The sequence below is a fragment of the Castellaniella sp. genome (genome assembly GCF_036379515.1).
Classification (GTDB): domain Bacteria; phylum Pseudomonadota; class Gammaproteobacteria; order Burkholderiales; family Burkholderiaceae_B; genus Castellaniella.
The window spans coordinates 120,126-142,755 of record NZ_DASVGN010000011.1 but is presented as its reverse complement, the minus strand read 5'-3'; the positions used below and the strand labels follow the sequence as shown (position 1 = coordinate 142,755).

Annotated in this window: 19 protein-coding genes and 1 pseudogene; 13 read left to right on the top strand and 7 right to left on the bottom strand. The window is 62.1% G+C overall.

Going from position 1 to position 22,630, the window contains the following annotated elements:
- Nucleotides 1–393: transglycosylase domain-containing protein (locus VF285_RS04095; protein ID WP_346951348.1), on the bottom strand; the 393-nt coding region annotated here is incomplete at its 3' end.
- 236 nt (nucleotides 394–629) lie between these two features.
- Between VF285_RS04095 and VF285_RS04090 the strand changes: the two genes are divergently transcribed.
- From VF285_RS04090 to VF285_RS04080, 3 genes are read left to right on the top strand one after another with little or no spacing between them, the layout of a single operon-like run.
- Nucleotides 630–1,127, top strand: a complete 498-nt coding sequence (locus VF285_RS04090; RefSeq protein ID WP_346951353.1) for a shikimate kinase — start codon at nucleotides 630–632, stop codon at nucleotides 1,125–1,127.
- Between the two features lie 11 nt (nucleotides 1,128–1,138).
- Nucleotides 1,139–2,209: a 3-dehydroquinate synthase gene (gene aroB / locus VF285_RS04085; protein ID WP_346951347.1), complete on the top strand. Its 1,071-nt coding sequence runs from the start codon at nucleotides 1,139–1,141 to the stop codon at nucleotides 2,207–2,209.
- A gap of 5 nt (nucleotides 2,210–2,214) precedes the next feature.
- Entirely contained in the window at nucleotides 2,215–3,342 is a 1,128-nt protein-coding gene (locus VF285_RS04080; RefSeq protein WP_346951346.1) for a deoxyguanosinetriphosphate triphosphohydrolase, read from the top strand.
- A gap of 14 nt (nucleotides 3,343–3,356) precedes the next feature.
- On the opposite strand, the gene uvrA is transcribed toward VF285_RS04080, so the two are convergent.
- A complete protein-coding gene (gene uvrA / locus VF285_RS04075; protein ID WP_346951345.1) occupies nucleotides 3,357–6,206 on the bottom strand; it encodes an excinuclease ABC subunit UvrA in 2,850 nt (949 codons plus the stop codon).
- Between the two features lie 86 nt (nucleotides 6,207–6,292).
- On the opposite strand from uvrA, the gene VF285_RS04070 reads away from it, so the two are divergent.
- Nucleotides 6,293–7,489 carry an MFS transporter gene (locus tag VF285_RS04070; RefSeq protein WP_346951344.1) on the top strand — a complete coding sequence of 399 codons (1,197 nt, stop codon included), beginning with the start codon at nucleotides 6,293–6,295 and terminating at the stop codon, nucleotides 7,487–7,489.
- Between the two features lie 153 nt (nucleotides 7,490–7,642).
- Nucleotides 7,643–8,131, top strand: a complete 489-nt coding sequence (gene ssb / locus VF285_RS04065) for a single-stranded DNA-binding protein (RefSeq protein WP_346951343.1) — start codon at nucleotides 7,643–7,645, stop codon at nucleotides 8,129–8,131.
- Between the two features lie 139 nt (nucleotides 8,132–8,270).
- Here ssb and VF285_RS04060 read toward each other — a convergent pair whose 3' ends face one another.
- Together VF285_RS04060 and VF285_RS04055 are read right to left on the bottom strand one after the other, a co-directional pair.
- Nucleotides 8,271–8,513 (bottom strand): hypothetical protein, encoded by a 243-nt coding sequence (locus VF285_RS04060; RefSeq protein ID WP_346951342.1) that lies wholly within the window; start codon nucleotides 8,511–8,513, stop codon nucleotides 8,271–8,273.
- A 7-nt stretch (nucleotides 8,514–8,520) separates the two neighbouring features.
- On the bottom strand, nucleotides 8,521–9,045 hold the full coding sequence (locus VF285_RS04055; RefSeq protein WP_346951341.1) for an RNA polymerase sigma factor: 525 nt from the start codon (nucleotides 9,043–9,045) through the stop codon (nucleotides 8,521–8,523).
- A gap of 271 nt (nucleotides 9,046–9,316) precedes the next feature.
- Between VF285_RS04055 and VF285_RS04050 the strand changes: the two genes are divergently transcribed.
- The 5 genes from VF285_RS04050 (at nucleotide 9,317) to VF285_RS04030 (ending at nucleotide 13,664) form a co-directional block, all read left to right on the top strand.
- Entirely contained in the window at nucleotides 9,317–9,637 is a 321-nt protein-coding gene (locus tag VF285_RS04050; RefSeq protein WP_346951340.1) for a DUF2282 domain-containing protein, read from the top strand.
- Nucleotides 9,638–9,650: 13 nt separating this feature from the next.
- Nucleotides 9,651–10,514, top strand: a complete 864-nt coding sequence (locus tag VF285_RS04045) for a DUF692 domain-containing protein (protein WP_346951339.1) — start codon at nucleotides 9,651–9,653, stop codon at nucleotides 10,512–10,514.
- The gene (locus VF285_RS04040) at nucleotides 10,489–11,289 is read left to right on the top strand and encodes a DNA-binding domain-containing protein (protein WP_346951338.1); all 801 of its coding nucleotides are present in this window, start codon (nucleotides 10,489–10,491) and stop codon (nucleotides 11,287–11,289) included. Before VF285_RS04045 ends, VF285_RS04040 begins: the two co-directional genes overlap by 26 nt.
- Nucleotides 11,286–11,789, top strand: coding sequence for a DoxX family protein (locus VF285_RS04035; RefSeq protein WP_346951337.1), 504 nt, complete (start codon nucleotides 11,286–11,288; stop codon nucleotides 11,787–11,789). The genes VF285_RS04040 and VF285_RS04035 overlap by 4 nt, the downstream gene beginning before the upstream one ends.
- A gap of 156 nt (nucleotides 11,790–11,945) precedes the next feature.
- On the top strand, nucleotides 11,946–13,664 hold the full coding sequence (locus VF285_RS04030) for a thiamine pyrophosphate-dependent enzyme (protein WP_346951336.1): 1,719 nt from the start codon (nucleotides 11,946–11,948) through the stop codon (nucleotides 13,662–13,664).
- Between the two features lie 8 nt (nucleotides 13,665–13,672).
- Here VF285_RS04030 and VF285_RS04025 read toward each other — a convergent pair whose 3' ends face one another.
- Nucleotides 13,673–15,082, bottom strand: a complete 1,410-nt coding sequence (locus VF285_RS04025; RefSeq protein ID WP_346951335.1) for an MFS transporter — start codon at nucleotides 15,080–15,082, stop codon at nucleotides 13,673–13,675.
- A gap of 141 nt (nucleotides 15,083–15,223) precedes the next feature.
- On the opposite strand from VF285_RS04025, the gene VF285_RS04020 reads away from it, so the two are divergent.
- Together VF285_RS04020 and VF285_RS04015 are read left to right on the top strand one after the other, a co-directional pair.
- Complete coding sequence (locus VF285_RS04020) at nucleotides 15,224–16,156, top strand: LysR family transcriptional regulator (RefSeq protein WP_346951334.1); 933 nt, start codon at nucleotides 15,224–15,226, stop codon at nucleotides 16,154–16,156.
- Between the two features lie 193 nt (nucleotides 16,157–16,349).
- On the top strand, nucleotides 16,350–17,471 hold the full coding sequence (locus tag VF285_RS04015) for a hypothetical protein (RefSeq protein ID WP_346951333.1): 1,122 nt from the start codon (nucleotides 16,350–16,352) through the stop codon (nucleotides 17,469–17,471).
- A 43-nt stretch (nucleotides 17,472–17,514) separates the two neighbouring features.
- Here the strand turns inward: VF285_RS04015 and VF285_RS04010 are convergent, their stop codons facing one another.
- Nucleotides 17,515–17,994, bottom strand: a complete 480-nt coding sequence (locus VF285_RS04010) for a DUF1854 domain-containing protein (RefSeq protein WP_346951332.1) — start codon at nucleotides 17,992–17,994, stop codon at nucleotides 17,515–17,517.
- Nucleotides 17,984–20,233 carry an ABC transporter ATP-binding protein gene (locus VF285_RS04005; RefSeq protein WP_346951352.1) on the bottom strand — a complete coding sequence of 750 codons (2,250 nt, stop codon included), beginning with the start codon at nucleotides 20,231–20,233 and terminating at the stop codon, nucleotides 17,984–17,986. The genes VF285_RS04010 and VF285_RS04005 overlap by 11 nt, the downstream gene beginning before the upstream one ends.
- Nucleotides 20,234–20,426: 193 nt before the next feature.
- On the opposite strand from VF285_RS04005, the pseudogene cphA reads away from it, so the two are divergent.
- Nucleotides 20,427–22,565 (top strand): annotated as a pseudogene (gene cphA / locus VF285_RS04000) (cyanophycin synthetase); the annotation flags it as partial.
- Between the last annotated feature and the right edge of the window lie 65 nt (nucleotides 22,566–22,630).

Genomic DNA, 22,630 nt, shown 5'->3' with positions numbered 1-22,630 from the left:
CATGTGGACCAGGTTGGCTATTGCAGCACGGATCACGCCAGTCCAGTCGATGCCCCCGTGCTGGTAGAAACGGTCGTCTTCGGCTGCCAGGATCGCCGATTTCATGACGTCCGGGATTTCGTCGAAGCGCAGCACGTTGCGTCGTTCTTCGCCGAATTCGCCGATCAGCACCTTGTCTGCCGTGTAGACGCGCAACGGGATGCGCGGCCGGTAATCGGTCATCGCATGCAGGTCAGGCAGGTTTGGCCAGGCCAGCGCCAGCGCCAGCGCCATCAGCAACGCACCGCACAGGCCAAGGCCTGCGCAGACGACGATTGCCTTGATGACGAATCGGGAAAACCACGAACGGGCGGGCGCCTGCTGACGGGAGGAAGATTGGGTTGGAGAGCTCATCAGACGCGATTGTAAGCCCCGGGCCCATGCGGCTTGGGGTATCCCGGCCGGGTCTATGTAACTGAATGATGCGGCCTGTGATCAGGCTGCCCAGGGTGGGTGAAGCGCAGATGCGATAATACACGCAAATAAACCCGCAGATCGAATGCGCCATGACACATGCGTCTGTCGTGACTGACGTTGCTGAAGCGTCGCCCCGGCTGGAAGTCCCCCTGGTGCCCATTTTCCTGGTGGGCATGATGGGGGCTGGAAAGACCACCATAGGTCGCCATCTGGCCACGGCGCTGGGCCGCGAATTCCTGGACCTCGATCAGGCCATCGAGGCGCGTTGCGGTGTGCGTGTCGCGACCATCTTCGACATCGAGGGCGAGGCTGGTTTCCGCCGGCGCGAAACGGCCGCGCTCGACGAATACTCGCGTACTCCCGGTATCGTGCTGGCAACCGGAGGCGGGGCCGTGCTGGCTGAAGAAAACCGTACCTTGCTGAAGGTCCGGGGCTGTGTCGTGTATCTGCGCGCCGGGGTCGATGAGCTCTATCGCCGCGTGTCGCGCGATCGCAACCGTCCGTTGCTCCACACTCCCGATCCACGCCAGCGGCTCACCGATTTGATCGCGCAGCGCCAGCATCTGTATGAAGAGGTGGCGGACGTGACGCTCGATACGGCCGATCAACCCATTGCCCACGTCCTGCAGGCCTTGCTCCCTATTCTGCAGGCCCGATTGACCCTTTCCTGAGTTTGTCCGTCATGTTCACTGTTCGAGTCGAAACGCCCGGAGGGCATTACCCCATCCATATTGGCGCCGGTCGCCTGGCGGCGCTGGTGCAAAGTGTCCCCGCCGACGCGACGTCCATCGTGCTGGTCACCAACACGACAATCGCTGCTCTGTATGCGGATAGGGTCGAGACAGTGCTGCAAGCCAGCGGCAAACCCGTGTTGCGCATCGTGCTGCCTGACGGCGAGCAGTACAAGACCTGGGATTCGCTCAATCAGATCTTTGATGCGTTGCTTGAACAGGCGCTGGACCGCCACACCGTGCTGGTTGCGCTCGGGGGCGGAGTGGTGGGCGACGTCTGCGGTTTTGCGGCGGCCTGCTACATGCGGGGAGTACGCTTCATCCAGGTCCCGACGACGCTGCTGGCGCAGGTGGATTCTTCCGTGGGCGGCAAGACGGCGATCAATCACCCCCGGGGCAAGAACATGATCGGGGCGTTCTACCAGCCGCTGGCGGTCGAGATTGATCCTGACGTCCTCAAGACGCTGCCTGCGCGTGAAATCTCAGCCGGATTGGCCGAAACCGTGAAGTACGGCATGATTGCCGATGACGATTTTTTCACGTGGTGCGAGACGCATGTGGCGGCGCTCCGCGCGCTGGATGATGACGCCGTGCGCCACGCCGTACGCCGATCGTGCGAAATCAAGGCTCGCGTCGTCTCGCAAGATGAACGCGAATCCGGCGTGCGGGCCATTCTCAACTTCGGACATACGTTTGGTCACGCAATTGAATCAGGGCTTGGATTTGGCCGCTGGTTGCATGGCGAGGCCGTGGGCTGCGGCATGGTCATGGCCGCCGAACTTTCACACCGTGTGCTGGGGCTCGACCGCACCATCGTCGAACGCATCCGGGCGCTGGTGGCGGCCATAGGTTGCCCGGTTCAGGCCCCCGATCTGGGGGTGCAGCAATGGCTGGATCTGATGCGGGTCGATAAAAAGAATCAGGGACATCAGATTCGCTATGTGCTGCTGCCTGAGCTTGGGCGTGCCGAGGTGCACGCCGTGGCCGACGAGCGCGTTCAGCCCTTGTTGTCGGGGCAGTGATCATCATGACGACGCTGGCGCCCTATGCTTGTCACCCCGAGTCCACGCGTGGACGGCGCGTGGCAGAAGCACCGCCCGAGGGCCGTAGCGACTTTCAGCGAGACCGTGATCGCATCATCCATTGTTCGGCGTTTCGGCGCCTTGAATATAAGACGCAGGTATTCCTGAATCACGAAGGGGATCTCTTCCGCACCCGTCTGACGCACAGCATCGAGGTCGCGCAGATTGCCCGTACGCTGGCGCGCAATCTTGGGTTGCAGGAAGATCTGACCGAAGCCATTGCGCTGGCGCATGACTTGGGGCACACGCCTTTTGGCCATGCGGGGCAGGACGAACTCAACGCGTGCCTGCACGAACTCGCGCCCGAGGCGGGGGGGTTCGAACATAACTTGCAAAGCCTGCGAGTCGTCGACGAGCTCGAAGAGCGCTACGCGGCCTTCGACGGCCTGAATCTCTGCTTCGAGACGCGCGAAGGCATTCTCAAGCATTGTTCGCGGCGTCATGCCCGTACGCTGGGCGAGGTCGGTGCGCGGTTCCTGCAGGGCACTCAGCCCTCGCTCGAGGCGCAGATCACCAATCTGGCCGATGAGATCGCCTACAACAACCACGACGTGGATGATGGATTGCGTTCGGGGCTGATCACGCTGGAGCAGCTGCAGCAGGTAGAGATCTTTGCCGAGCATCACGACCAGGTGCGTCGTCGTTGTCCCGGCGTGGAACCCAAGCGGCTGGTGTCCGAGGTGATCCGGGGCATGATCAACACGCTGGTGCTTGACCTTACCCACACGGCGCAGGCCCGCATCGCGCAGTTGCAGCCTCGATCCGTGGATGATGTGCGGGCTGGCCCGCCGATGGCCGCTTTTTCACCTGCGTTGCAGGTGCAGGCGGATGCGCTCAAGCAATTCTTGCTGCACAACCTTTACCGCCATCCGCAGGTCATGCGCATGATGGGCAAGGCGCGTCGTGTCGTGCGCGAGCTGTTCCAGGCTTTTCTGGAAGACCCGCGCCTGCTCGAGGCCGAGTATCGCCGCGATGATCCCGTGGCCCAGGCCCGAGCCATCGCCGACTATATCGCGGGCATGACTGATCGCTACGCGGTGCGCGAGCACCGTGCGCTCTTTCACATGGAATGAGGGCACAGGCCTCTTCAGGGGGACAGCACCGCCTGCAGGCATTGCCCCGTGTGGCTTTCGGCGACGGTGGAGACGGTTTCAGGCGTCCCTTGGGCGATGATGCGTCCGCCGCCTGCGCCGCCTTCCGGACCCAGGTCCACGATCCAGTCAGCCGTCTTGATCACGTCCAGGTTGTGTTCGATCACGAGCACGGTGCTGCCGCTGTCCACCAAACGTTGCAGCACATCCAGCAAGACGGCAATGTCGTGAAAATGCAGGCCGGTCGTGGGTTCATCCAGCACGTACAGCGTGCGATCCGAGCCGCGCCGCGACAATTCTTGTGACAGCTTGATGCGCTGGGCCTCGCCACCCGACAGCGTGGTGGCGCTTTGGCCCAGCCGGATATACGAGAGCCCCACGTCCATGAGCGTCTGCAGCTTGCGTGCGATGACCGGTACCGCCTGGAAGTATTCCAGCGCCTGGGCCACCGTCAGGTCCAGCACTTCGCTGATGTTGCGACCTCGATAGCGGATGTCCAGCGTTTCGCGGTTGTAGCGGTGCCCTTGGCAGACTTCGCAGGGCACGTACATGTCGGGCAGGAAATGCATCTCCACGCGCACCACGCCGTCACCCTGGCACGCCTCGCAGCGCCCGCCCTTCACGTTGAAGGAAAAACGCCCCGGGTCGTAGCCGCGCAGGCGGGCTTCCGGTACACCGGCGAAGAGCTCGCGGATGGGCGTGAACAGGCCCGTGTACGTCGCCGGGTTGCTGCGCGGGGTGCGGCCGATCGGCGCCTGGTCCACGCTGATGATTTTCTCGAAGGCGTCCAGCCCTTCGAGGTGATCGAATGGCGCCGGGCTGGTCTGTGCCCGGTGCAACGCCTGAGCCAGCGCAGCCACCAGCGTGTCATTGATCAGCGTGGATTTGCCAGACCCCGAGACGCCGGTCACGCAGGTGAAGCGCCCCACCGGCAACGAAAGGTCCACGTGCTGAAGGTTGTGGCCACTGGCACCCAACACGCGCAGCCAGCGCTGGTCTTCCTCGATGGGGCGGCGTTGGGGGATGGCGATACGCCGTGTACCCGCCAGGTATTGCCCGGTGAGCGACTCGGGGTCCGCAGCGATTTCGGCGGGAGTGCCCTGGGAGACGATGGCGCCGCCTTGTTCCCCCGCTCCTGGCCCCATGTCCAGCACGTGGTCGGCCGCCCGTATCATGTCCTCGTCGTGTTCCACTACGATGACGCTGTTGCCCAGATCCCGCAGCTGCTGCAAGGTTTCGATGAGACGATGGTTGTCGCGCTGGTGCAAGCCGATGGAGGGTTCGTCGAGCACGTACATGACGCCTGTCAGCCCGGAGCCGATCTGGCTGGCGAGCCGGATGCGCTGTGCCTCGCCCCCCGAGAGCGTGTCGGCGCTGCGATCCAGTGCCAGATAACCTAAGCCTACGTTGTCCAGAAAATCCAGGCGCACCCGGATTTCGTGCACGATGCGTTCGGCGACTTCGCGCCGCGCGCCAGTGAGCGTCCAGCTTGCGAACCACTGGCGGCAATCGGCGAGCGACAGGGCCTCGATCTCGAAAATGGCTTGCCCGCGTCGCTCGCCTGGTCCCGGCTCGTCGCCGATACGCACGTGCCGGGCTTCTTCGCACAGGCGTGAGCCCCCGCATTCGGGGCAGGCCAGGGTATGGCGCAGGCGTGAGAGCTCTTCGCGCACGGCCGTCGAATGGGTTTCGCGCCAACGCCGCTCCAGGTTCGGGATCACGCCTTCGAAGGCATGACGTCGGATCGTGGGCAAGCCGCCTTCGCCCAAATACTGGAAGGCGATTTCCTGAGATCCCGACCCTTGCAGAATGTGCCGGCGGACGTCGGCGTCCAGTGCCTGAAAAGGTGTGTCCAGACTGAAGCCATAGTGATGGGCAAGGCTTGCCATCGTGGCGTAACTGAAGGCGTTGCGCCGGTCCCAGCCGTAGATGGCGCCTGCGGCCAGGCCAAGCTCTGGAAAGGCCACCACCCGCGCCGGATCGAAGGACTCGACCAGGCCCAGGCCGTTACAGGTGGCGCAGGCGCCCGCCGGGTTGTTGAAGCTGAACAGGCGCGGTTCCAGCGCGCCCATGCTGCGGGCGCAGATGGGGCATGAATACGCCGCCGACAAGGCCCATTCTTCGCCAGAGTCCATGTCCAGCACCAGCGCGCGGCCGTGAGCGAGCTCCAGTGCCGTCTCGAAGCTTTCCGCCAGCCGCTGGCGGCTGTCGGGGCGCACCCGCAGACGATCCACCACCACGTCCAGGTTCCAGGGACCTTCTTTGGAGGGAAGCGTGTCACTGCCGTCTATCGTGTAGATCTTGCCGTCGATGCGGGCGCGCACGAAGCCCAACGCTTGAAGGCGTCGACATTCGGCGCTCAGATTGTCGTGACTTGCGCGGATCATCGGCGCCAGAATCGCCAGCCGGCTGCCTTCGGGGTGGGCCAGCACCTGATCCACCATTTGGCTGACGCTCTGCGCCTGCAGTGGCAGATCGTGTTCTGGGCAGTAAGGGGTTCCGACCCGGGCATACAGCAGTCGCAGGTAGTCGTGGATCTCCGTGACCGTCCCCACCGTGGAGCGGGGATTATGGCCCGCCGTCTTCTGTTCGATGGCAATGGCCGGGGACAGCCCCGTGATCACGTCTACGTCCGGCTTGTCCATCATTTGCAGGAATTGCCGCGCGTACGCCGACAGACTTTCCACGTAGCGGCGTTGCCCCTCGGCGTAGAGTGTGTCGAAAGCAAGCGACGACTTTCCCGAGCCCGACAGACCGGTGATCACCACCAGTTTGCGCCGGGGCAGATCTACAGAAATGTTCTTCAGGTTGTGCGTGCGTGCACCGCGAATGCAGATGGCGTCCATGCCGGGTTGAGTTCAGGTTCTGAAAAGGCCAACTTGGTACTATAACGCGCAGTCTCAGTCTTTCCTGTTCGGAACATCCGTCCATCATGTCCTCCCGGCATTCGTCTTCCCCCCTGCTCAAGTTGACCCCGCTAGAACGGCGCAGCAGCGTTGCGCTGGCCACTCTGTTCGCGGCCCGCATGCTGGGGCTGTTCCTGCTGACCCCTATTTTTGCGGTGGCCGCGCGCACCTTGGTGGGCGGTGATGACCCCGCGCGCGTTGGGTTGGCGCTGGGGGCCTATGGGCTCACGCAAGCGGTGATGCAGATTCCGTTGGGCATGGCCTCGGACCGCTACGGACGGCGCCCCATCATCGTGTTCGGCATGCTGCTCTTCGTGGTGGGGGGCGTCATCTGCGCCCTGACCAATAGTGTCAATTGGGTCACCGTGGGACGTGTGGTCCAGGGGCTGGGCGCCGTATCGGCTGCCATTACTGCCTGGATTGCAGACGCCACTCGGCCCGAGGTCCGCACGCGTGCCATGGCCATGGTGGGAGGGTCGATCGGCATCTCGTTTGCAGTCTCGCTGGTGCTGTCGCCCTTGCTGGTGGGTGAATTCGGCCTGTCGGGGCTGTTTTGGGCAATCAGCCTGCTGGGTTTCGTGTGCCTGCTGATCGCGCAGTTTTTCGTGCCGGAAGTGCCGCGCTCCGAGGCCGACATCGTACAGGCGACCGCGCGCGACGTGCTTCACCATGGCGGCTTGCTGCGCCTTAATTTTGGCGTGTTTTGCCTGCACTTCATCCTGATGTCGCTCTTCATGGTGGCGCCGGGGTTGCTGGGGCACCTGGGCGGTTTTGATTCCGCGACGCTCTGGAAGGTGTATTTGCCGGTGATCCTGGCCTCGTTCGTGCTCATGGTGCCGGCAGTTTTCTATACCGAGACGCGCCATGTGCACAAGGCCGCGCTCGAGTGGTCCGTGCTGGGGCTGGTGGTCGTGATGGGCATTCTTCCCTGGCTGCAACATTCGTTTGCCTTGGTGGTGGCAGCCTTCATTGGCTTCTTCGTCTTCTTCAATATTCTGGAAGCGCTGCAGCCCTCTTTGGTGTCCCGTGTGGCCCCACCCACTTACAAGGGCCTGGCCCTGGGCTTCTACAACACCGCGCAGTCGCTGGGCGTATTTTCCGGCGGCGTCTTCGGTGGCCTTCTGGTGGGCGCGGGCGGACCCTCGTTGGTGTTCTGGGTTGCTGCCATGCTGGCTGCCGTGTGGCTGTTCACGGCGCGCGGCTTTCGCGAGCCGGCTCGGTAGGCTTCGACGGGCTTGCGACGACCGCGTCATGGCTCCTGTCTGTGCAGGTAATCCCGCATGGGCGATAATGCGTATTTGATATCTTTCGACGTGTCTTTCGTCGGGCATTACCGTCGATAATCCAGACACTTCGTTCAATACAGGATCTTCACCATGGCCTCCGTCAACAAAGTCATTCTCGTCGGCAACCTGGGGCGCGACCCCGAAGTCCGCTACAGCCCGGACGGCGCCGCCATTTGCAACGTATCGATTGCCACCACCAGCTCCTGGAAGGACAAGGCCTCCGGCGAACGCCGCGACGAAACCGAGTGGCATCGCGTCGTGTTTTACAACCGCCTGGCTGAAATCGCGGGTGAATACCTGCGCAAGGGGCGTTCGGTCTATGTAGAGGGCCGCCTCAAGACCCGCAAATGGCAAGATAAAGAAACCGGTGCCGACCGCTACAGTACCGAAATCGTCGCTGACCAGATGCAAATGCTGGGTGGGCGCGGTGACGGCACGGGCGATCCTGCGGGCGATTCCAGCGGCTTCTCGCAAGCTCCCGCGCCTCGTCGGTCCACGCCGCAACAGCCTCGTCCTGCAGCACCTGCGGCGGCTCCGGCCAACAACTTGGCCGATATGGACGACGATATTCCGTTCTAGCGAACACTTGTTGGTACAAGGCCTGCTTTTCCCTACGGGAGGCGGGCTTTTTCTTTACCAACTGAATTGTCCAGGAAATCGCGAGACCAATCTGCATGCTTGTCGCTGATCGACCGCGTGCCGAACGGATGCGGGCCTGTCAGGGCGCGTGATGGGTATGGCGTGCCTGCTGAGGCTGTTTTCGATTTGAACCGCTTTCCATCGCTTCGAGTAATCCTGTGAGCCAGCAGGCGGGACATCCACGCATCAGGATGACCGCCGCGGCGACCAAGGCGATAGTGGCCCAGAAATAGTGACTCAGCATGATGGCACCCACGATGCATGCCACGGCCAGTACACCGCGGGCGATTTGAGAAATGACGGAGGTATTGCAGTACATCATGGTGCTCCTAGTTGTTCAGCATGTATTCGCGCACAAGCTCGCGAGCCCGATGCAGCCGGCTTTTCACCGCGCCTGTCCCTTCTTCCAGCCTGGCAGCAATTTCCGCAATCGTCAGTTCTTCAAAATCGCGCAGCAGGATCACTTCCAGATAGTGGGCGGGCAGGGATTCCAGCGCAGCTGCAAGGTCAATCCTGAGGTCGTCCTGGGGCCTTTGCAGCAGAAGTCTCTCAGCCAATTCGTCAGGTAGCGGCTCGTAGCGGAACATGATCCGCGACAGCTTGCGGCACTCCCGCTTGACTACAGTAAATAGCCAGGAGGAAAACGCTGCCACGGCCTTGAGCCCTTTTACTTTGCGCGAGATGACGAGGAGCGATTCCTGGATGGCGTCGTCGACGTCACTGGCCTGGCAGTGCTTTCGCGCATAGCGACGGACGTCAGCCTGGCACACCGCGAGCAAACGATTGATGGCTTCTGCGTCCCCCGTCTGTGCAGACAGGATCAAGTTATCGCGTTCATTCGTAGATGTGATCATGATCCAAGCTCGCTATCGACGCTTTGCTACATTCTGATCGCACAATTCCCTCAGTGCACAGTCTGTCGCTGTTGCCTGTTCGGCCCTCACCCCTCTTGCAATAGAGGCAATGAGACGAGAAAAGGGTTCGGCCGGAACGGGAAATCGGATCAGTTTGGTGTGTTGACTTGTAACGAAAGGGCAAAAAGCGTGAACACTGCGAACCCTTTCGGCTTCTCCCGTCCTCTTTTGGTGCGTCAGGGTTCTCCTGACCGACTTTTGGAGATCACGAATGAACAGCTCACGTTTGTTGAAGTCCACGCTGCTTTGTGCCGTTGCCCTGGGGGCCACGGCAGCCACGGGTCTGGCCATGGCCCAGCCCATGACGATGACGCCCGAGATGATGAAGGCGGCTCAGCAAAAGACCATGAAGATGATGAAGGAGGATCACTACGCGAAGTGCTTTGGTGTAAACGCTGCGTACAAGAATGACTGTCAGGCACCTGGCCACTCCTGTGCAGGTCAGGACGCCAAGGCGCACGACCCGGCGTCCTTCGTGCTGATGCCCGCAGGGGTCTGCGGAAAAATTGGCGGCAGTCTCAAGGCGTCCTGAAGGGCATCGGGCAATGCCCGAATCCACCACCGTGGTGCGTCCCATGCCGGTTGCGGCCGGCATCGGATTGCGTGCTCCCCATGTCATGCGTGTGCTGCACGAGCGGCCACCCATTGCGTGGCTTGAGACTCACACTGAAAACCTGTTCGCCCCGGGAGGACCTTTTCAGGATGCCATGGCCCGCATTCGAGCGGATTATCCTCTGAGCCTGCATGGCGTCGGACTGTCTCTCGGATCGGCCGACGGACTGGATCCCGCGCACCTGCGGCGGCTTCAGGAACTGGTGGATCGCTACGCCCCCGAGCTGGTCTCAGAGCACCTGTGTTGGGGGGCCGTAGGGGGGCAACACAGCAATGACCTGTTGCCGCTTCCCTTCACCGAGGAGGCACTGAAATGCGCCGTGTCACACATCAACGAGGTACAGGATGCGCTCAAGCGCGAAATCCTCGTCGAAAACGTCTCGACCTACCTGCGTTTCAAGGGCGGTGACTACGCAGAATGGGAGTTTGTCTCGGAAGTCGTGAAGCGCAGTGGCTGTGGCCTGCTGTGCGACGTCAACAACATTTATGTGAATAGCGTCAATCACCGGTTTGACCCGCACGTCTATCTGCGTGCGTTGCCACGCTCGGCCATCCGCGAGATTCACCTGGCAGGTTTTACGAGAAAGGAGGGCTTTCCAGTCCCCGTGTTGATCGATTCACACAGCCGTCGCGTCGATCACTCGGTGTGGGACCTGTATGCGGAAGCCGTACAGCTGTTTGGTCAGGTGCCGACACTCATCGAGTGGGATGCGGACATCCCCGAACTTGAGGTGTTGGTGGACGAAGCGGCTCGTGCACAGGAGATCCTCGATGGATGCAAAGCTTTCCCTGCGTGAACTGCAGACAGCCTTCCTGGCCGCGCTCTATGACGGCACCGTGCCAGGCCCCGTGAGTTCGATCGCGGGTAATGGCCTCGCACCCGGAGCGCGCCTGCGGATCTATCGCCGCAGCTGCAACGAAATCCAGACGGCGGCATTGCGTACAAGCTACCCGGCTGTGCTGGCACTGGTCGGTGAGGACTGGTTCGACCAGGCGGCGCGGCGTTATCGGGGTCTTTATCCATCACGTTCGGGAAACCTGCAGCAGTTCGGTGTGCATTTTGCCGATTATCTGCAGACGATTCCTGCGGGCCGCACGCTCCCCTATCTGGCCGATGTGGCGCGACTGGAATGGCTACGTCAAGAAACCGTTCTTGCTGCCGATTCGCAGGCATTGGCATTTGACGACTTCATGGCGGGTCTGGATGGCGCGGGCGAAAGCCTTCGCATCGGTTTGCATGCCTGTGTTCATTTTCTCAGCAGTCGATACCAGGTGCTTGCGATTTGGCGCTTTGCCATGGATCCGCAGGGGGATCTCAGCCTGAATGACGAGGGAGAGAACGTCATGCTCTGGCGAGAGAACGACGAAGTTGCAATGGCAGCCGTCGATGCGGCCACCTTTACGTATGTCACGGCCCTCGCGGCGGGCATGTCTCTCAAAGAAGCAGGCGTGGATGCCGCGACGCTTGATGCAGGGTTTGATTCCGCTCAATGCATGAATGAGCTTATCGGGCGTCATCTCGTGACGCGGGTACTGCCCTATGCCGTCACAAAAAAGAGGCCAAAATCATGACATCCGCGCCATTGATCAACTGTATTGGTACTTGCTACGCACGCACCGCGCAGTGGCTCAACCGGTGGGTCGCTCCCCTCGTTCTGCTTTTGATGCGCCTTTGGGTCTCAGTTGCATTTTGGCGGGCAGGGGTGGTGAAGATTGCGGACCCGGCAAGTACCCAGATGCTGTTTGAAAACCTCTATCACGTCCCGCTCCTGGCTCCGGCAATTGCGGCCGTACTGGGCACCTGGATTGAACTGATCACGCCATGGCTGTTGGGGCTTGGCATTGCAGGCCGATTCACGGAGCTGTTTTTATTCGCCTACAACCTGATCGCCGTCATTTCCTATCCCGACCTCTGGCCCCATGGTTTCTGGACCGGCCTGATAAGCCTGGGCGATTTTGCCGACCACAAGGTGTGGGCAATGATGCTGCTGGCGGTGGTAGCCTGGGGTCCTGGGAGTTGGTCTGTCGACGGCCTTTTGAGGAAACTGAGCCAAGGGCGCACTACCCGATAGCACCCGACGAAGGAGGTGCGGCCTTCTGTGCGCTTGCTGAACCTTTTCTCAAAGGGCGTGTCAAATTTTTCTTGTGAGTTCTGAAATTCCGAGTTCTGACATTCCATCGGTATCCGTGTTTGACTCTGCCGAACGCGGTCGAGACAGGAGCTGATCATGGCCAAGCGGCGCGTTGCAGAAATTATCGTTGATACGTTGGAACAAGCCGGGACACGGCGCTGTTACGGTGTTGTGGGCGATACCCTCAATCACGTGACCGATGCGATCCGGCGCAGCAAGATCGACTGGGTGCATGTGCGCCATGAAGAGGTCGGTGCCTTCGCGGCGGGTGCAGAAGCTTATTTCACCGGGCAGCTGACCGCGTGCGCTGGAAGCTGCGGGCCAGGCAGCCTGCACTTCATCAATGGCATCTTCGAATCAAACCGCAATCGCGCTCCGGTCGTGCTCATTGCAAGCCAGGTCGCAACCACTGAGCTGGGGATCGATTTTCCGCAGGAGGTCGAGTTCCGGCCGATCTACGCGTCGTGCAGCGTTTTTTGCGAGACGGTCTGGATCCCCAGTCAGGCACGCAGAATGGCGACGTTGGCCGCGCAAGCGGCGCTGACCCGGCGCGGCGTGGCGGTGCTGGTGCTGCCGGGCGATGTCGCAGCGGCTGAAATCGAAGAAGGCCCGGCCTACTCGGTGCACGTGCCCACACCCGTCACTCGGCCGTCGGACACCGAGCTCGACCGTGTTGCCGCGATCCTCAATGCCGGTGAGAAGGTCACGGTCTACGCAGGTGCGGGGTGCCAGGGGGCGCATGACCAGGTCGTCCGCTTGTGCGAGACACTGGCGGCGCCGATGGCCCATACCTCGCGCGCCAAAGATTTCGTCGAGTATGCCAACCCGTTCAACGTCGGCATGACGGGGGTCTTCGGTGCCCGACCGGGCTTCGACGCGATCACCGAGTGCGACACGCTGGTGCTCCTGGGCTGCGACTTCGCGTGGCGGCAGTTCTACCCGAAAAAGGCCAAAGTCGTGCAGATCGACATCGACCCGACTCACCTTGGCCGGCGCCATCCGGTTGACGTCGGCGTGGTCGGCGACATCGGTGCGACGCTGGACGCCCTCCAGCCGAAGCTGCGCCCGCATGATGACCGCAGTTTCCTCGACATACATCTCGCGTTGCAAAAAGAGGCGCAGGACAATCTCGCACGCCAGGCAAAACCGGGCAAGAACGCGTTGATTCACCCTCAACAGCTGGCCTCACTGCTCGATCAATACGCTACAGATGACGCAATCTTCACCGCCGACGGTGGCAGCCCGATGGTATGGGTGCTGCGCTATATCCGTGTCAACGGCAAGCGCCGCACGCTGACGAGCCTCCTGCATGGGACCATGGCCAACGCAATGCCCCAGGCACTCGGTGCCAAACGGGCAATGCCCGAGCGGCAGGTCATCGCGCTGTGCGGCGATGGAGGCCTCACGATGCTGCTCGGCGATCTGCTGACCACGGTGCAGGAGAATATCCCGATCAAGATCGTAGTCTTCAACAACGGGACGCTCGGCTTTGTGGAACTGGAGATGAAGGTCGAGGGTCTGCTCGATGCGTATACCGATCTCAAGAACCCGGATTTTGGCAAGCTTGCCGACGTGATGGGACTCAAGGGGTGGACAGTCGAACGGGGCGATGAGCTGGAGTCCGCTGTGCAAGCGTTCCTTGCGCACGACGGCCCGGCGCTGCTGAACGTGCACGTCAACCGCAATGAGCTGGTGATGCCGCCCAAGATCGAACCTTCCATGGCGGTCGGCACCGTGATCTATGGCGCCAAGGCCATCATGGATGGGCGCGTCCAGGACGTCGCAGAGATGGTGAGGACCAATCTCCGGCGGTAGCGCGTTGCTTATGCCGGGGAACCGGATGTGTCGGGGCGGGGCCGGCCGCGCAGGCGGATCAGGCTGAAGACCGTGGCTAAGCCGGTCGCCGCCGTGGCGACCCACAGCCCCCGTTGCACCATCCCTTGCAAGATCGCTGGCGCACCGGCTTGTCCGGCTCCCAGCAAGAGGCCGATTGCTGCGACGCCGAGGCTTTGTCCGAGCGTCCGCATGATCGCCAGGACCCCCGACGCGTAGCCGCTTTCTTCTCGTGCAACGTTCGACAGCATTTCCCTGTTGTTGGGGCTCTGGAAGCAGCCGAACCCGATGCCGCAGAAAAAGCAGCGCAGGCCGATGTCCCAGACACTGGGAAGAGACGGCAGCAGGGCCAGCGAAGCCAGGGCCGCCAGCAGGATGACGAGGCCAAGCGTGGAAATCAGCGCAGGCGAAAGCCGATCCGCGTATCGACCGGCGTGTGGCGCCACCAGGACGATACCGATAGGCCAAGGCGTAAACAGTAGAGCGACTTCGAAGGCGTTGTAGCCGTAAACGTTCTGGAACAGAAAGGGCAGGGCTACGAAGGCGATCCCTTGCCCGACGAATGCGGCCAGGGACGCCAGAGCGGCCATGGAAAACCGGGTCGAGGCGAACAGGCCGGGCGGCAACAAGGGCTTTTCAGCGGTGTACAGACGGTGCACGAAACCCGCGCCTGCGAGTACAGCCGCCACGAAGTACCAGCGGCCGCCTGGTTGTGCGACGCGATCAGCCGCCACGACGAGAGCGCCGATGGCAATGGCGGACAACACGCCGCCGCACGCGTCGAACGGCCCCCGCGTGCGAGGCTGTAAATCGCGGATCGAACGGGTGGCGAGTGTCGTCGCCGCCAGGCCCAGGAAAAGATTCAGGCCGAAGATCCAACGCCAGCCCCAGGCGTCCAGCATCATCCCGCCTAATACCGGAGCAATCGCCGTGCTGGCGGCAATGAGCAAGGCGTTCAGGCCCAGGACGCTGCCCAGCAGACGACTCGGAAACACCGAGCGCAACAGGGCCGGCCCAATGCTGACGACGGCTGCGCCGCCTAGCCCTTGGAGCACGCGAGCTGCGATCAGCGTGGTGGCATCGGGGGCGAGGGCGCAGGCCAGGGAGGCGCCGGTAAACACCACCAGCCCCGTGAGGAAGAGGCGCCGAAAGCCCAAGTGACGCGCCAGTGCCGCAAAGATTGCCAGCGTCATCGCGACGGACAAAAGGTATCCATTGGCGAACCAGACTGCAACCTGGGGCGTTGTCCCCAGCGATCTGACCATGCTTGGCAGAGCAATGTTGATGATCGATCCGTCAAAGACCACCATGGCGGTCGCCGTCATGAGCGCAATCATCGCAGCCGCTCGATGAGAGCCTTCCATCCCGTCGTCACCAGGCAAATTTTCAAATAATCTCATTCAATCACCTACTAAAATCGTCTAATTGATTCAGCCAATGTAGTGGTGCCTGGATGCTGGCGGAAGGCGCACAGGTATCATCTATAAGTTGCACGAGACGCCATATATCAGATGGACCTTGTTCCCTTCTGAGCAGAGACCATGACAGAATTGGACTTCAATCTTTTGATTGGACTTGATGCGCTTCTGGCAGAAGGCGGCGTCACTGCGGCCGCTCGCCGCATCGGCCTGAGTCCATCGGCAATGAGTCGTACTTTGACACGCCTGCGCCAGGTGACCGGAGATCCCTTGCTGGTGCGTGCGGGGCGTCATATGGTGCTGACCCCGTACGCCGAAGGCGTCCGTGAGCGCGTCCGTGACACGGTTCTCGAAGCCAGGACTCTCTTGAAACCTCACCTGTCGGGTCTGGATGTGTCACGCCTGGACAGGACCTTTGCGATACGGGCCAATGAGGGCTTCATTGAGGCCTTCGGGCCTGCCTTGATCGCAGCGAGTGACGCGCAGGCACCGGGTGTTCGTCTGTACTTCGCGCCGCGCATCGACAAGGATTCCCGCTACCTGCGAGAAGGCACCATGGATCTGGAAGTCGGGGTGGTTGCAAACATGGGTCCGGAAGTTCACATACAGGCGCTATTTCGCGACCGCTTCGTTGGTGTGGTCCGCGCGGGCCACCCGCTGTTGGCCACGCCCGCCGTCACCGCCCGCGACTATGTCGCCTTTGGCCATGTCGTCGCGTCCCGGCATGGGCGTGCTCACGGCCTGGTCGACGACGCCTTGGCTGAGATTGGCTTGACGCGCAAGGTGGTGAGTGTCGTCCCGGCGTTTCCGACTGCCTTGGCAGTCGCCAGGAGTTCCGACTTGATCGCTACACTGCCCGCTTCTTACCTGCGCGCAGCCTTGGCCGGTGGCGGGCAGCCGCCCGCAATCCAGTCCTTCGAACTGCCTCTTCGGACTCAGACGATCACGGTCTCGCAAATGTGGCATCCGCGCCTGGCGGCCGACCCGGCTCATTGTTGGCTGCGCAGCCTGGTGCGGCAGGTGTGCCGGGAGCAGGCGGGGCCCGCATCAGGATGATGCCGCGCGGGGCCAGGATGTTGGCGTGTGCGTCGTTCATGTCTGTGAGCCTTCCAAATATTGCAGATTTCGTGTTGTAAGAATTTTTCTTTGCCCTCCGTGTGGACCCGGACCGCCCTATAATTTGCAAATCTCACTAGCGCTGTCTGCACAGGGCCTCAGGGTTCGTTTTCAACGGTCTGTCTAAATTCTCATGACTCTCACAGCAGGCGTGCGCATCCGGGGCGCAGGAGCCGATTTTCAATCTCCGGAACAATGGCTGGCCGACGCCGGGCTGGCAAGTGCGGTCGCGCGGGCCGATGGCGCTGACGATGACGGTGCGTATCGTGACTACAGGCTCAAGGCCGATGCGGCGCGGGCCTGGGTGCCTGACGGTGATACGTCCGGCATTGCGCAGGCGCTGGGGCTGGACGCCGAGCACGACCCGGACGATCTCGATACCGAAATTCTCACCACGCTGCTGGCCTCGCCGCTGCGCTTCGAGTATCCCTCGGTCGAAGAATTCCAATCCGCTGTGCGGGTGCGTCGTCGCGTGGTTCAGGCGGCGCGACGCACGGTGGTTGATTTTGACACTGAAGGCGCTGAACGCCCGGATTGCTGGACGTGGACCGAGCCCACGGGGTTCATCCTGCGGCCGGGGTTCGAGCTGATTCCCTCGCTGGAACTCACGCTATGGCCCGACGTCGCGGGGCGTCGCCATTCGTTTTCTTGCTATCGGGCCACAGAATACGTTCTGTTGTTGGCCATTGCGCAAGAGCTGCAGGTGTGCAATCCGGCGGCATTGCAGGTGCTTCAACGGCAGTGGCAGACCAAGGCGCTGGTGGGCGAAGACTTTCAGGCGGTGTTTTTGCGTGAATATGGCTCGCTGCAGGTGCCGCTGCCCTTTGGCTACTACGTGCCGGGTGATCGCCTGTGGTTTCGCAACCCCGATCCGGTGTCGGCCGACATCGAAGGTTTCGAGGGGTCCTGGATTTTCTACATTGGGGGCGGGCGCTTCGTGAATTTCTGGAAGCCGAACGCGCCCTACACGCTGCGCAACAAATGTGTGGAGCTCTACCATTGGCGCCATGGGGTGTGCCATGATGGCGCGCGCATCTGGATGGACGAATCCATCGTCGAAGAGCGGGCTGCTGAATCGCTGCGTCATCCCGAAGAAGTGCGTCAGATCCTGGATCGCATGATGCGCTTGCGCGACCCTGCAGGGGTGTATGCGCAGGGTGGGTGTATTGATGCTTCGCGCGAGGCCGTTCGCGGTCTGTGCCCCGGCACGCTGGGCTTGACCTTGCCCGGCCTGACTCACGCGCTGGCCGCCTGATTTTCAAGGCTGCCGAAGCAGCCTCGAAAATCACCATCGCCTGCTACAGGAAGTGGTCCAGGATCTTCCGGCTGGCTCGGTCCAGCGTGGTGATGTCCGTGATGATGAAGTGCACGCCGCTGTCGCCGGCCACCAGTAACGAGTTGGGCGACAGCCGCCGGATATCATCTTCGGCGTTCAGAATCAGATGCGTTTCGCCTCGGTCGGTGTCGATTTCCCAGCGACTGGGGGTGGTCCAGCTCGAGGCATAGCGGATGCGTGTGATTTTGGGGTGGAATTCCCGCTGCGCGAGGTCTTCCGTGATCAGGCGGCGCGGGGCCTCGGGAAGTTCTTCGAGCCGGTTGATCCAGGCCAGCTCCTGGCCTTGTGGCCCCAGCAGTGCCAGGCCCTCGTCTCGGTGACTGATCGGGAAACTGCGTACCGGGCGTACCGGCTGGGGTTCGGCGCCTGGGCGGGTGAGGACCAGACGGCCAAAAGTGTCCCGTGTGAGCGTGTAGTCCAGTGCGGGCGTCTTAGTGGGCATCGGTCGATCCATGACTCGTCGAGGACCGCCACGACGGTTTGCTGGCCGAGACTTCCTGACCTTGCAACTGAGCGCGGTAGAGTCGTGCATAAGCCCCTTCGCGCGCCAGAAGCTCGTCGTGTCGGCCGATTTCGACGATGTGGCCCTGATCCATCACGACCAGCCGATCAGCCTCGCGCAAGGTGCTCAGACGGTGGGCGATGGAGATCGTCGTGCGACCACGCACCAGGTTGTCCAGCGCCTTTTGAATCTCGTTCTCGGTGGCAGTGTCGACCGATGAGGTCGCCTCGTCCAGGATCAGAATGGGTGGGTCGATGAGCAGTGCCCGTGCGATCGAAATGCGTTGGCGCTCGCCGCCCGAGAGACCCTGACCGCGCTCACCCACCAGAGAATCGTAGCCGTGGGGCAGGCGCAGAATGAATTCGTGTGCGTTGGCGGCCCGCGCGGCAGCGATCACCTCGGCTGCCGTGGCGTCGGGGCGTCCGTAGGCAATGTTCTCGGCTACCGTGCCGTAGAAGAGGAATGGTTCCTGCAATACCAGCCCGATGTGGCGCCGGTAGTCGGCGGTGGGGTAGCGCCGCACATCGATGCCATCGAGGCGGATGGAACCCTGCGACACGTCGTAGAACCGGCAGATCAGATTGACCAGCGTGCTCTTGCCCGAGCCGCTGTGACCCACCAGCCCGATCATTTCACCGGGTGCGATGTCCAGACTCAAGTCCTGGATGACGCTGCGGTTACCGTACCGGAACCCGATGTGGCTGAGTTCGATGTGACCGAGCACATGGTCCAGCGGCTGCGGATCGGTGGGCTCGGGCACGTTGGAGCTATGGTCCAGGATGTCGAAAATGCGCTTGGCCCCGGCTGCGGCCTGTTGAGTAGCCGACACGATGCGACTCATGGAATCCAGCCGGGTGTAGAAGCGGCTGATGTAAGCCAGAAACGCCGTGAGCACCCCAACTGTGATCGCGTCTTTGGAAACCAGCCAGATTCCGAAGGCCCAGACCACCAGCAGACCCAGTTCGGTGAGCAGGGTGACTGTCGGCCCAAAGAGTGACCACAAAGCGTTCACACGGTCGTTGACTGCCAGATTGCGGTCATTGGCGTTGCGAAAGCGCGCGACTTCACGTTTTTCCTGGGCAAAGGCCTTGACGACGCGAATGCCCGGGATGGTATCGGCGAGCACGTTGGTGATCTCGGACCAGATGCGGTCGGCTTTTTCGAAGCCGTGGCGCAGATGGTCACGTACCCAGTGGATCATCCAGCCGATGAAGGGCAGAGGTGCCAGCGTGGCTAGCGTGAGCAGAGGATTGATGGACAGCAGGATGGCTGTCGTCATCACGATCATCAGGACGTCGGTGACGAAGTCGAGCAAATGCAGGGACAGGAACAGGCAAATGCGGTCAGACTCTGAGCCCAGACGCGCGATCAGATCACCTGTGCGCTTGCCGCCGAAGTACTGCAGCGAAAGCTGCTGCAGGTGCTGGAAGGTCGCCGTGCGCATGTCGGCGCCAATGCGTTCGCTCACCCAGGCCAGGATGGCGCTGCGCCACCAGCCCAGCAGCCACGCCAGCAGCGATGCGGCCAGCAGGCCGGCAAGGTATTGCATGACCAGCTGATAGTGGATGGGCTCACCGTTCTGGAACGGAATGAGCACGTCGTCCATGAGCGGCATGGTGAGGTAGGGCGGCACCATGGAGGCCGCCGTGGCAAGCAAGGTCAGCCCCATGCCCAGTGCCAGTTTCAGACGATATGGGCGGGCGAAGCGCCAGAGTCGGAACAATGCGCGAGCCGGAGGTTCACCCAGATCGTTGTCGTTCTGCGCAATCTCGGCCGGTACAGGCTTGGGGGCTCGATGCTGCAGCGTCTGCCATGCGGCGACGAGCAGAAGCGCTTCCGTGTGGTGGCTCAGCGTATAGCGCCAGCGGGTCAGTCGCGAATGTGTGTCCACGAGCTCGATACTGCCGACTCCCGCCTGGTCCTGCAGACGCAATTCCATGTCTGCGCGCAAGGGCCAGGAACGGAACTCTTGGGCGTCGGGGCCGCTGGCAAGCCAGCGTCGCGTCGTGAGGATCACCAGCCCCGATACGAAGCGCAGTTGAGAATCCAGGTCGAGCGCCAGCCATCCGACCAAGGTTTCGCCCTCGGCCAGCTGTGTGTGCAATGCACTGCGCCAGGGTTCGGGCAGGCTTGCGGGATCGATGAATTCGGTGGAACTGTCGGGAGTGTTGCCCTGCATGAGCGGCATTTGGATATCGCGAGGTCGGAACGCGCGGACAGGACGAATCTGCGCGGGCGTCGTGAAAGCGTCACAAATTTTCAACTCTTTTTCGGGGCGGTGCAACCAAAACCGGAAAACCCGAATTAATATGTGTGCCGTTATGTTGCATTGCGCCTTCCCGCATCTTTGCTAGCCCTATTGCATGGTCATCATGGACGACAAGAATATTGAGTTTCTCAATATGGTGTACTTGCGGGGGCCGAACATCTGGGCCTATCGCCCCATCATTGAAGCCTTGGTGGACATCCACGGGCTTGAAGATTACCCCTCCAACGTCATTCCCGGCTTCTACGAACGGCTCAGTGCGTGGCTCCCTACGCTGATCGAGCATCGCTGCAGTGTCGGCGAGCGTGGTGGCTTCCTGTCACGGGTGCGCGAGGGTACGTGGCCTGCCCACATTCTGGAACACGTGACGCTCGAACTGCAGAGTCTGGCCGGCATGCCCGGCGGCCTGGGCCGTGCGCGCGGCACGCCGTTGCGTGGGGTCTACAAAGTCATCGTACGGGCCTGGCATGAGCCGTTGACCCGGGCCTCGCTGTATGCGGCGCGTGACTTGGTGATGGCGGCCATCGAAGACCGGCCGTTCGACGTGGCGGGTACGGTCGAGGATCTGAAAGACCTGGCGGAGTCGCTCAGCCTGGGGCCCAGCACGGCCTGTATCGTGGATGCGGCCGATGACCGCGATATTCCCTTCATTCGCCTCAGCGATGCCAATCTGTTGCAATTAGGCTACGGTTCTCGTCAGCAACGGATCTGGACCGCAGAAACCAGCCGCACGAGCGCCATCGCCGAAGACATTTCACGAGACAAGGACCTTACCCGGCAGCTGCTGCAGTCCTGCGGCGTGCCGGTTCCCGAGGGCCAAATCGTTCATGGGGTGGATGAGGCCTGGGAGGTGGCGCAGGACCTGGGCCTGCCGGTCGTCGTCAAACCTTCGGACGGCAACCACGGACGGGGCGTCTTCACCAACCTGAGTACCCAGGCGCAGATCGAGGCCGCCTATGCCGTCGCCGTGGACGAAGGCAGCGACGTCATGGTCGAGCGCTACATCCAGGGCGATGAACATCGCCTGCTGGTGGTAGGTGGCCGCGTGGTGGCGGCCTCCCGGGGGGACGCAGCCATGGTGGTAGGTGACGGTGAATCGACGGTTACGCAAATGGTCGAGAGCCAGCTCAATTCCGACCCGCGTCGTGGTCGCGACGAAGATCATCCGCTCAATGTAGTGCGGCTGGATGCTGCCGCTCGCATGGAGCTCGAACGCCAGGGACTCGATAGTGAATCGGTACCCGAACGCGGGCGTGCCGTTCTCATCCAGCGCAATGGCAACGTGTCCATCGACGTGACCGATGAAGTGCATCCCGATGTGGCCTCGCAGGTGGCGCTGGCGGCTCGTATCGTCGGCCTGGACATTGCCGGCATCGATCTGGTGGCGCAGAGCATCTCGCGCCCCCTGGAAGAGCAGGGCGGGGCCATCGTTGAAGTCAATGCCGGCCCGGGCCTGCTCATGCACATCAAGCCTGCTGCAGGTCAACCCCGGCCTGTGGGGCAGGCCATCATCGATTATCTGTTCCCGGTCCCGCGCGATGGCCGTATCCCGGTGGTAGGCGTGAGCGGCAGCCGGGGCACCGCCGCCGTGTCCGAACTCATCGCGCATTTGCTGCGTCTGACGGGCCAGATGGTGGGCGTGGCCTCCGCGCGGGGTCTGACGTTTGGCCGCAACCATGTGACCACGGAAGACTCGGCTCACTGGGATGCCGCACGCCGCATCTTGCTCAATCGCGCCGTGGATTACGCCGTCATCGAAAACGGTGGACGCGTCATTCTCGGAGAAGGCCTGGCGTACGACCGCTGCCAGGTCGGTGTGGTGACGGGGATTGATCGGGCCGTCACCTGGCCAGAATTCCACATGGATAGCCCCGAAGACCTGGTTCGTATTTTCCGCACGCAGGTGGACGTCGTCCTGCCCGGCGGGACGTCCGTGCTCAATGCGGATGACCCGCTCACCATGGGGCTGGCGCCCCTGTCTGACGGAGACGTCATCGCTTACGGGCTGGATGCGCAGAGCGATGCTTTGCAGGCGCATCTGAAACAGGGTGGTCGGGCCGTCACCTTGCAGGACGACAGCATTGTGCTGTCCGAAGCCGGGGTCGAAATTTCCGTGCTGAAACTGGCTGAACTTGCTCAGACCGTGGGCAGCGGCGGGCCTGGTTGCATCCTGGCCGCTCTTGCGGCGGCCTGGGCTCTGGGGCTGGATGTGGAACGCATGCGGGTCGGCTTGCGCACCTGGAATGCGCGTGGCGTTCCGGCTGAAGCCGCCATTCTTTGAAACTCTGATTCATTCTGGCGAACAGCCGC

Coding starts and splice junctions, on each gene's coding strand:
- VF285_RS04030 (WP_346951336.1), top strand. CDS start 11,946: ATGGCCAAGCGGCGCGTTGCAGAAATTATCGTTGATACGTTGGAACAA.
- VF285_RS04015 (WP_346951333.1), top strand. CDS start 16,350: ATGACTCTCACAGCAGGCGTGCGCATCCGGGGCGCAGGAGCCGATTTT.
- VF285_RS04025 (WP_346951335.1), bottom strand. CDS start 15,082: ATGAGATTATTTGAAAATTTGCCTGGTGACGACGGGATGGAAGGCTCT.
- uvrA (WP_346951345.1), bottom strand. CDS start 6,206: ATGGACGCCATCTGCATTCGCGGTGCACGCACGCACAACCTGAAGAAC.
- VF285_RS04035 (WP_346951337.1), top strand. CDS start 11,286: ATGACATCCGCGCCATTGATCAACTGTATTGGTACTTGCTACGCACGC.
- VF285_RS04060 (WP_346951342.1), bottom strand. CDS start 8,513: ATGATGTACTGCAATACCTCCGTCATTTCTCAAATCGCCCGCGGTGTA.
- VF285_RS04040 (WP_346951338.1), top strand. CDS start 10,489: ATGGATGCAAAGCTTTCCCTGCGTGAACTGCAGACAGCCTTCCTGGCC.
- VF285_RS04005 (WP_346951352.1), bottom strand. CDS start 20,233: ATGCAGGGCAACACTCCCGACAGTTCCACCGAATTCATCGATCCCGCA.
- VF285_RS04070 (WP_346951344.1), top strand. CDS start 6,293: ATGTCCTCCCGGCATTCGTCTTCCCCCCTGCTCAAGTTGACCCCGCTA.
- VF285_RS04020 (WP_346951334.1), top strand. CDS start 15,224: ATGACAGAATTGGACTTCAATCTTTTGATTGGACTTGATGCGCTTCTG.
- aroB (WP_346951347.1), top strand. CDS start 1,139: ATGTTCACTGTTCGAGTCGAAACGCCCGGAGGGCATTACCCCATCCAT.
- VF285_RS04045 (WP_346951339.1), top strand. CDS start 9,651: ATGCCCGAATCCACCACCGTGGTGCGTCCCATGCCGGTTGCGGCCGGC.
- ssb (WP_346951343.1), top strand. CDS start 7,643: ATGGCCTCCGTCAACAAAGTCATTCTCGTCGGCAACCTGGGGCGCGAC.
- VF285_RS04080 (WP_346951346.1), top strand. CDS start 2,215: ATGACGACGCTGGCGCCCTATGCTTGTCACCCCGAGTCCACGCGTGGA.
- VF285_RS04010 (WP_346951332.1), bottom strand. CDS start 17,994: ATGCCCACTAAGACGCCCGCACTGGACTACACGCTCACACGGGACACT.
- VF285_RS04055 (WP_346951341.1), bottom strand. CDS start 9,045: ATGATCACATCTACGAATGAACGCGATAACTTGATCCTGTCTGCACAG.
- VF285_RS04090 (WP_346951353.1), top strand. CDS start 630: ATGATGGGGGCTGGAAAGACCACCATAGGTCGCCATCTGGCCACGGCG.
- VF285_RS04050 (WP_346951340.1), top strand. CDS start 9,317: ATGAACAGCTCACGTTTGTTGAAGTCCACGCTGCTTTGTGCCGTTGCC.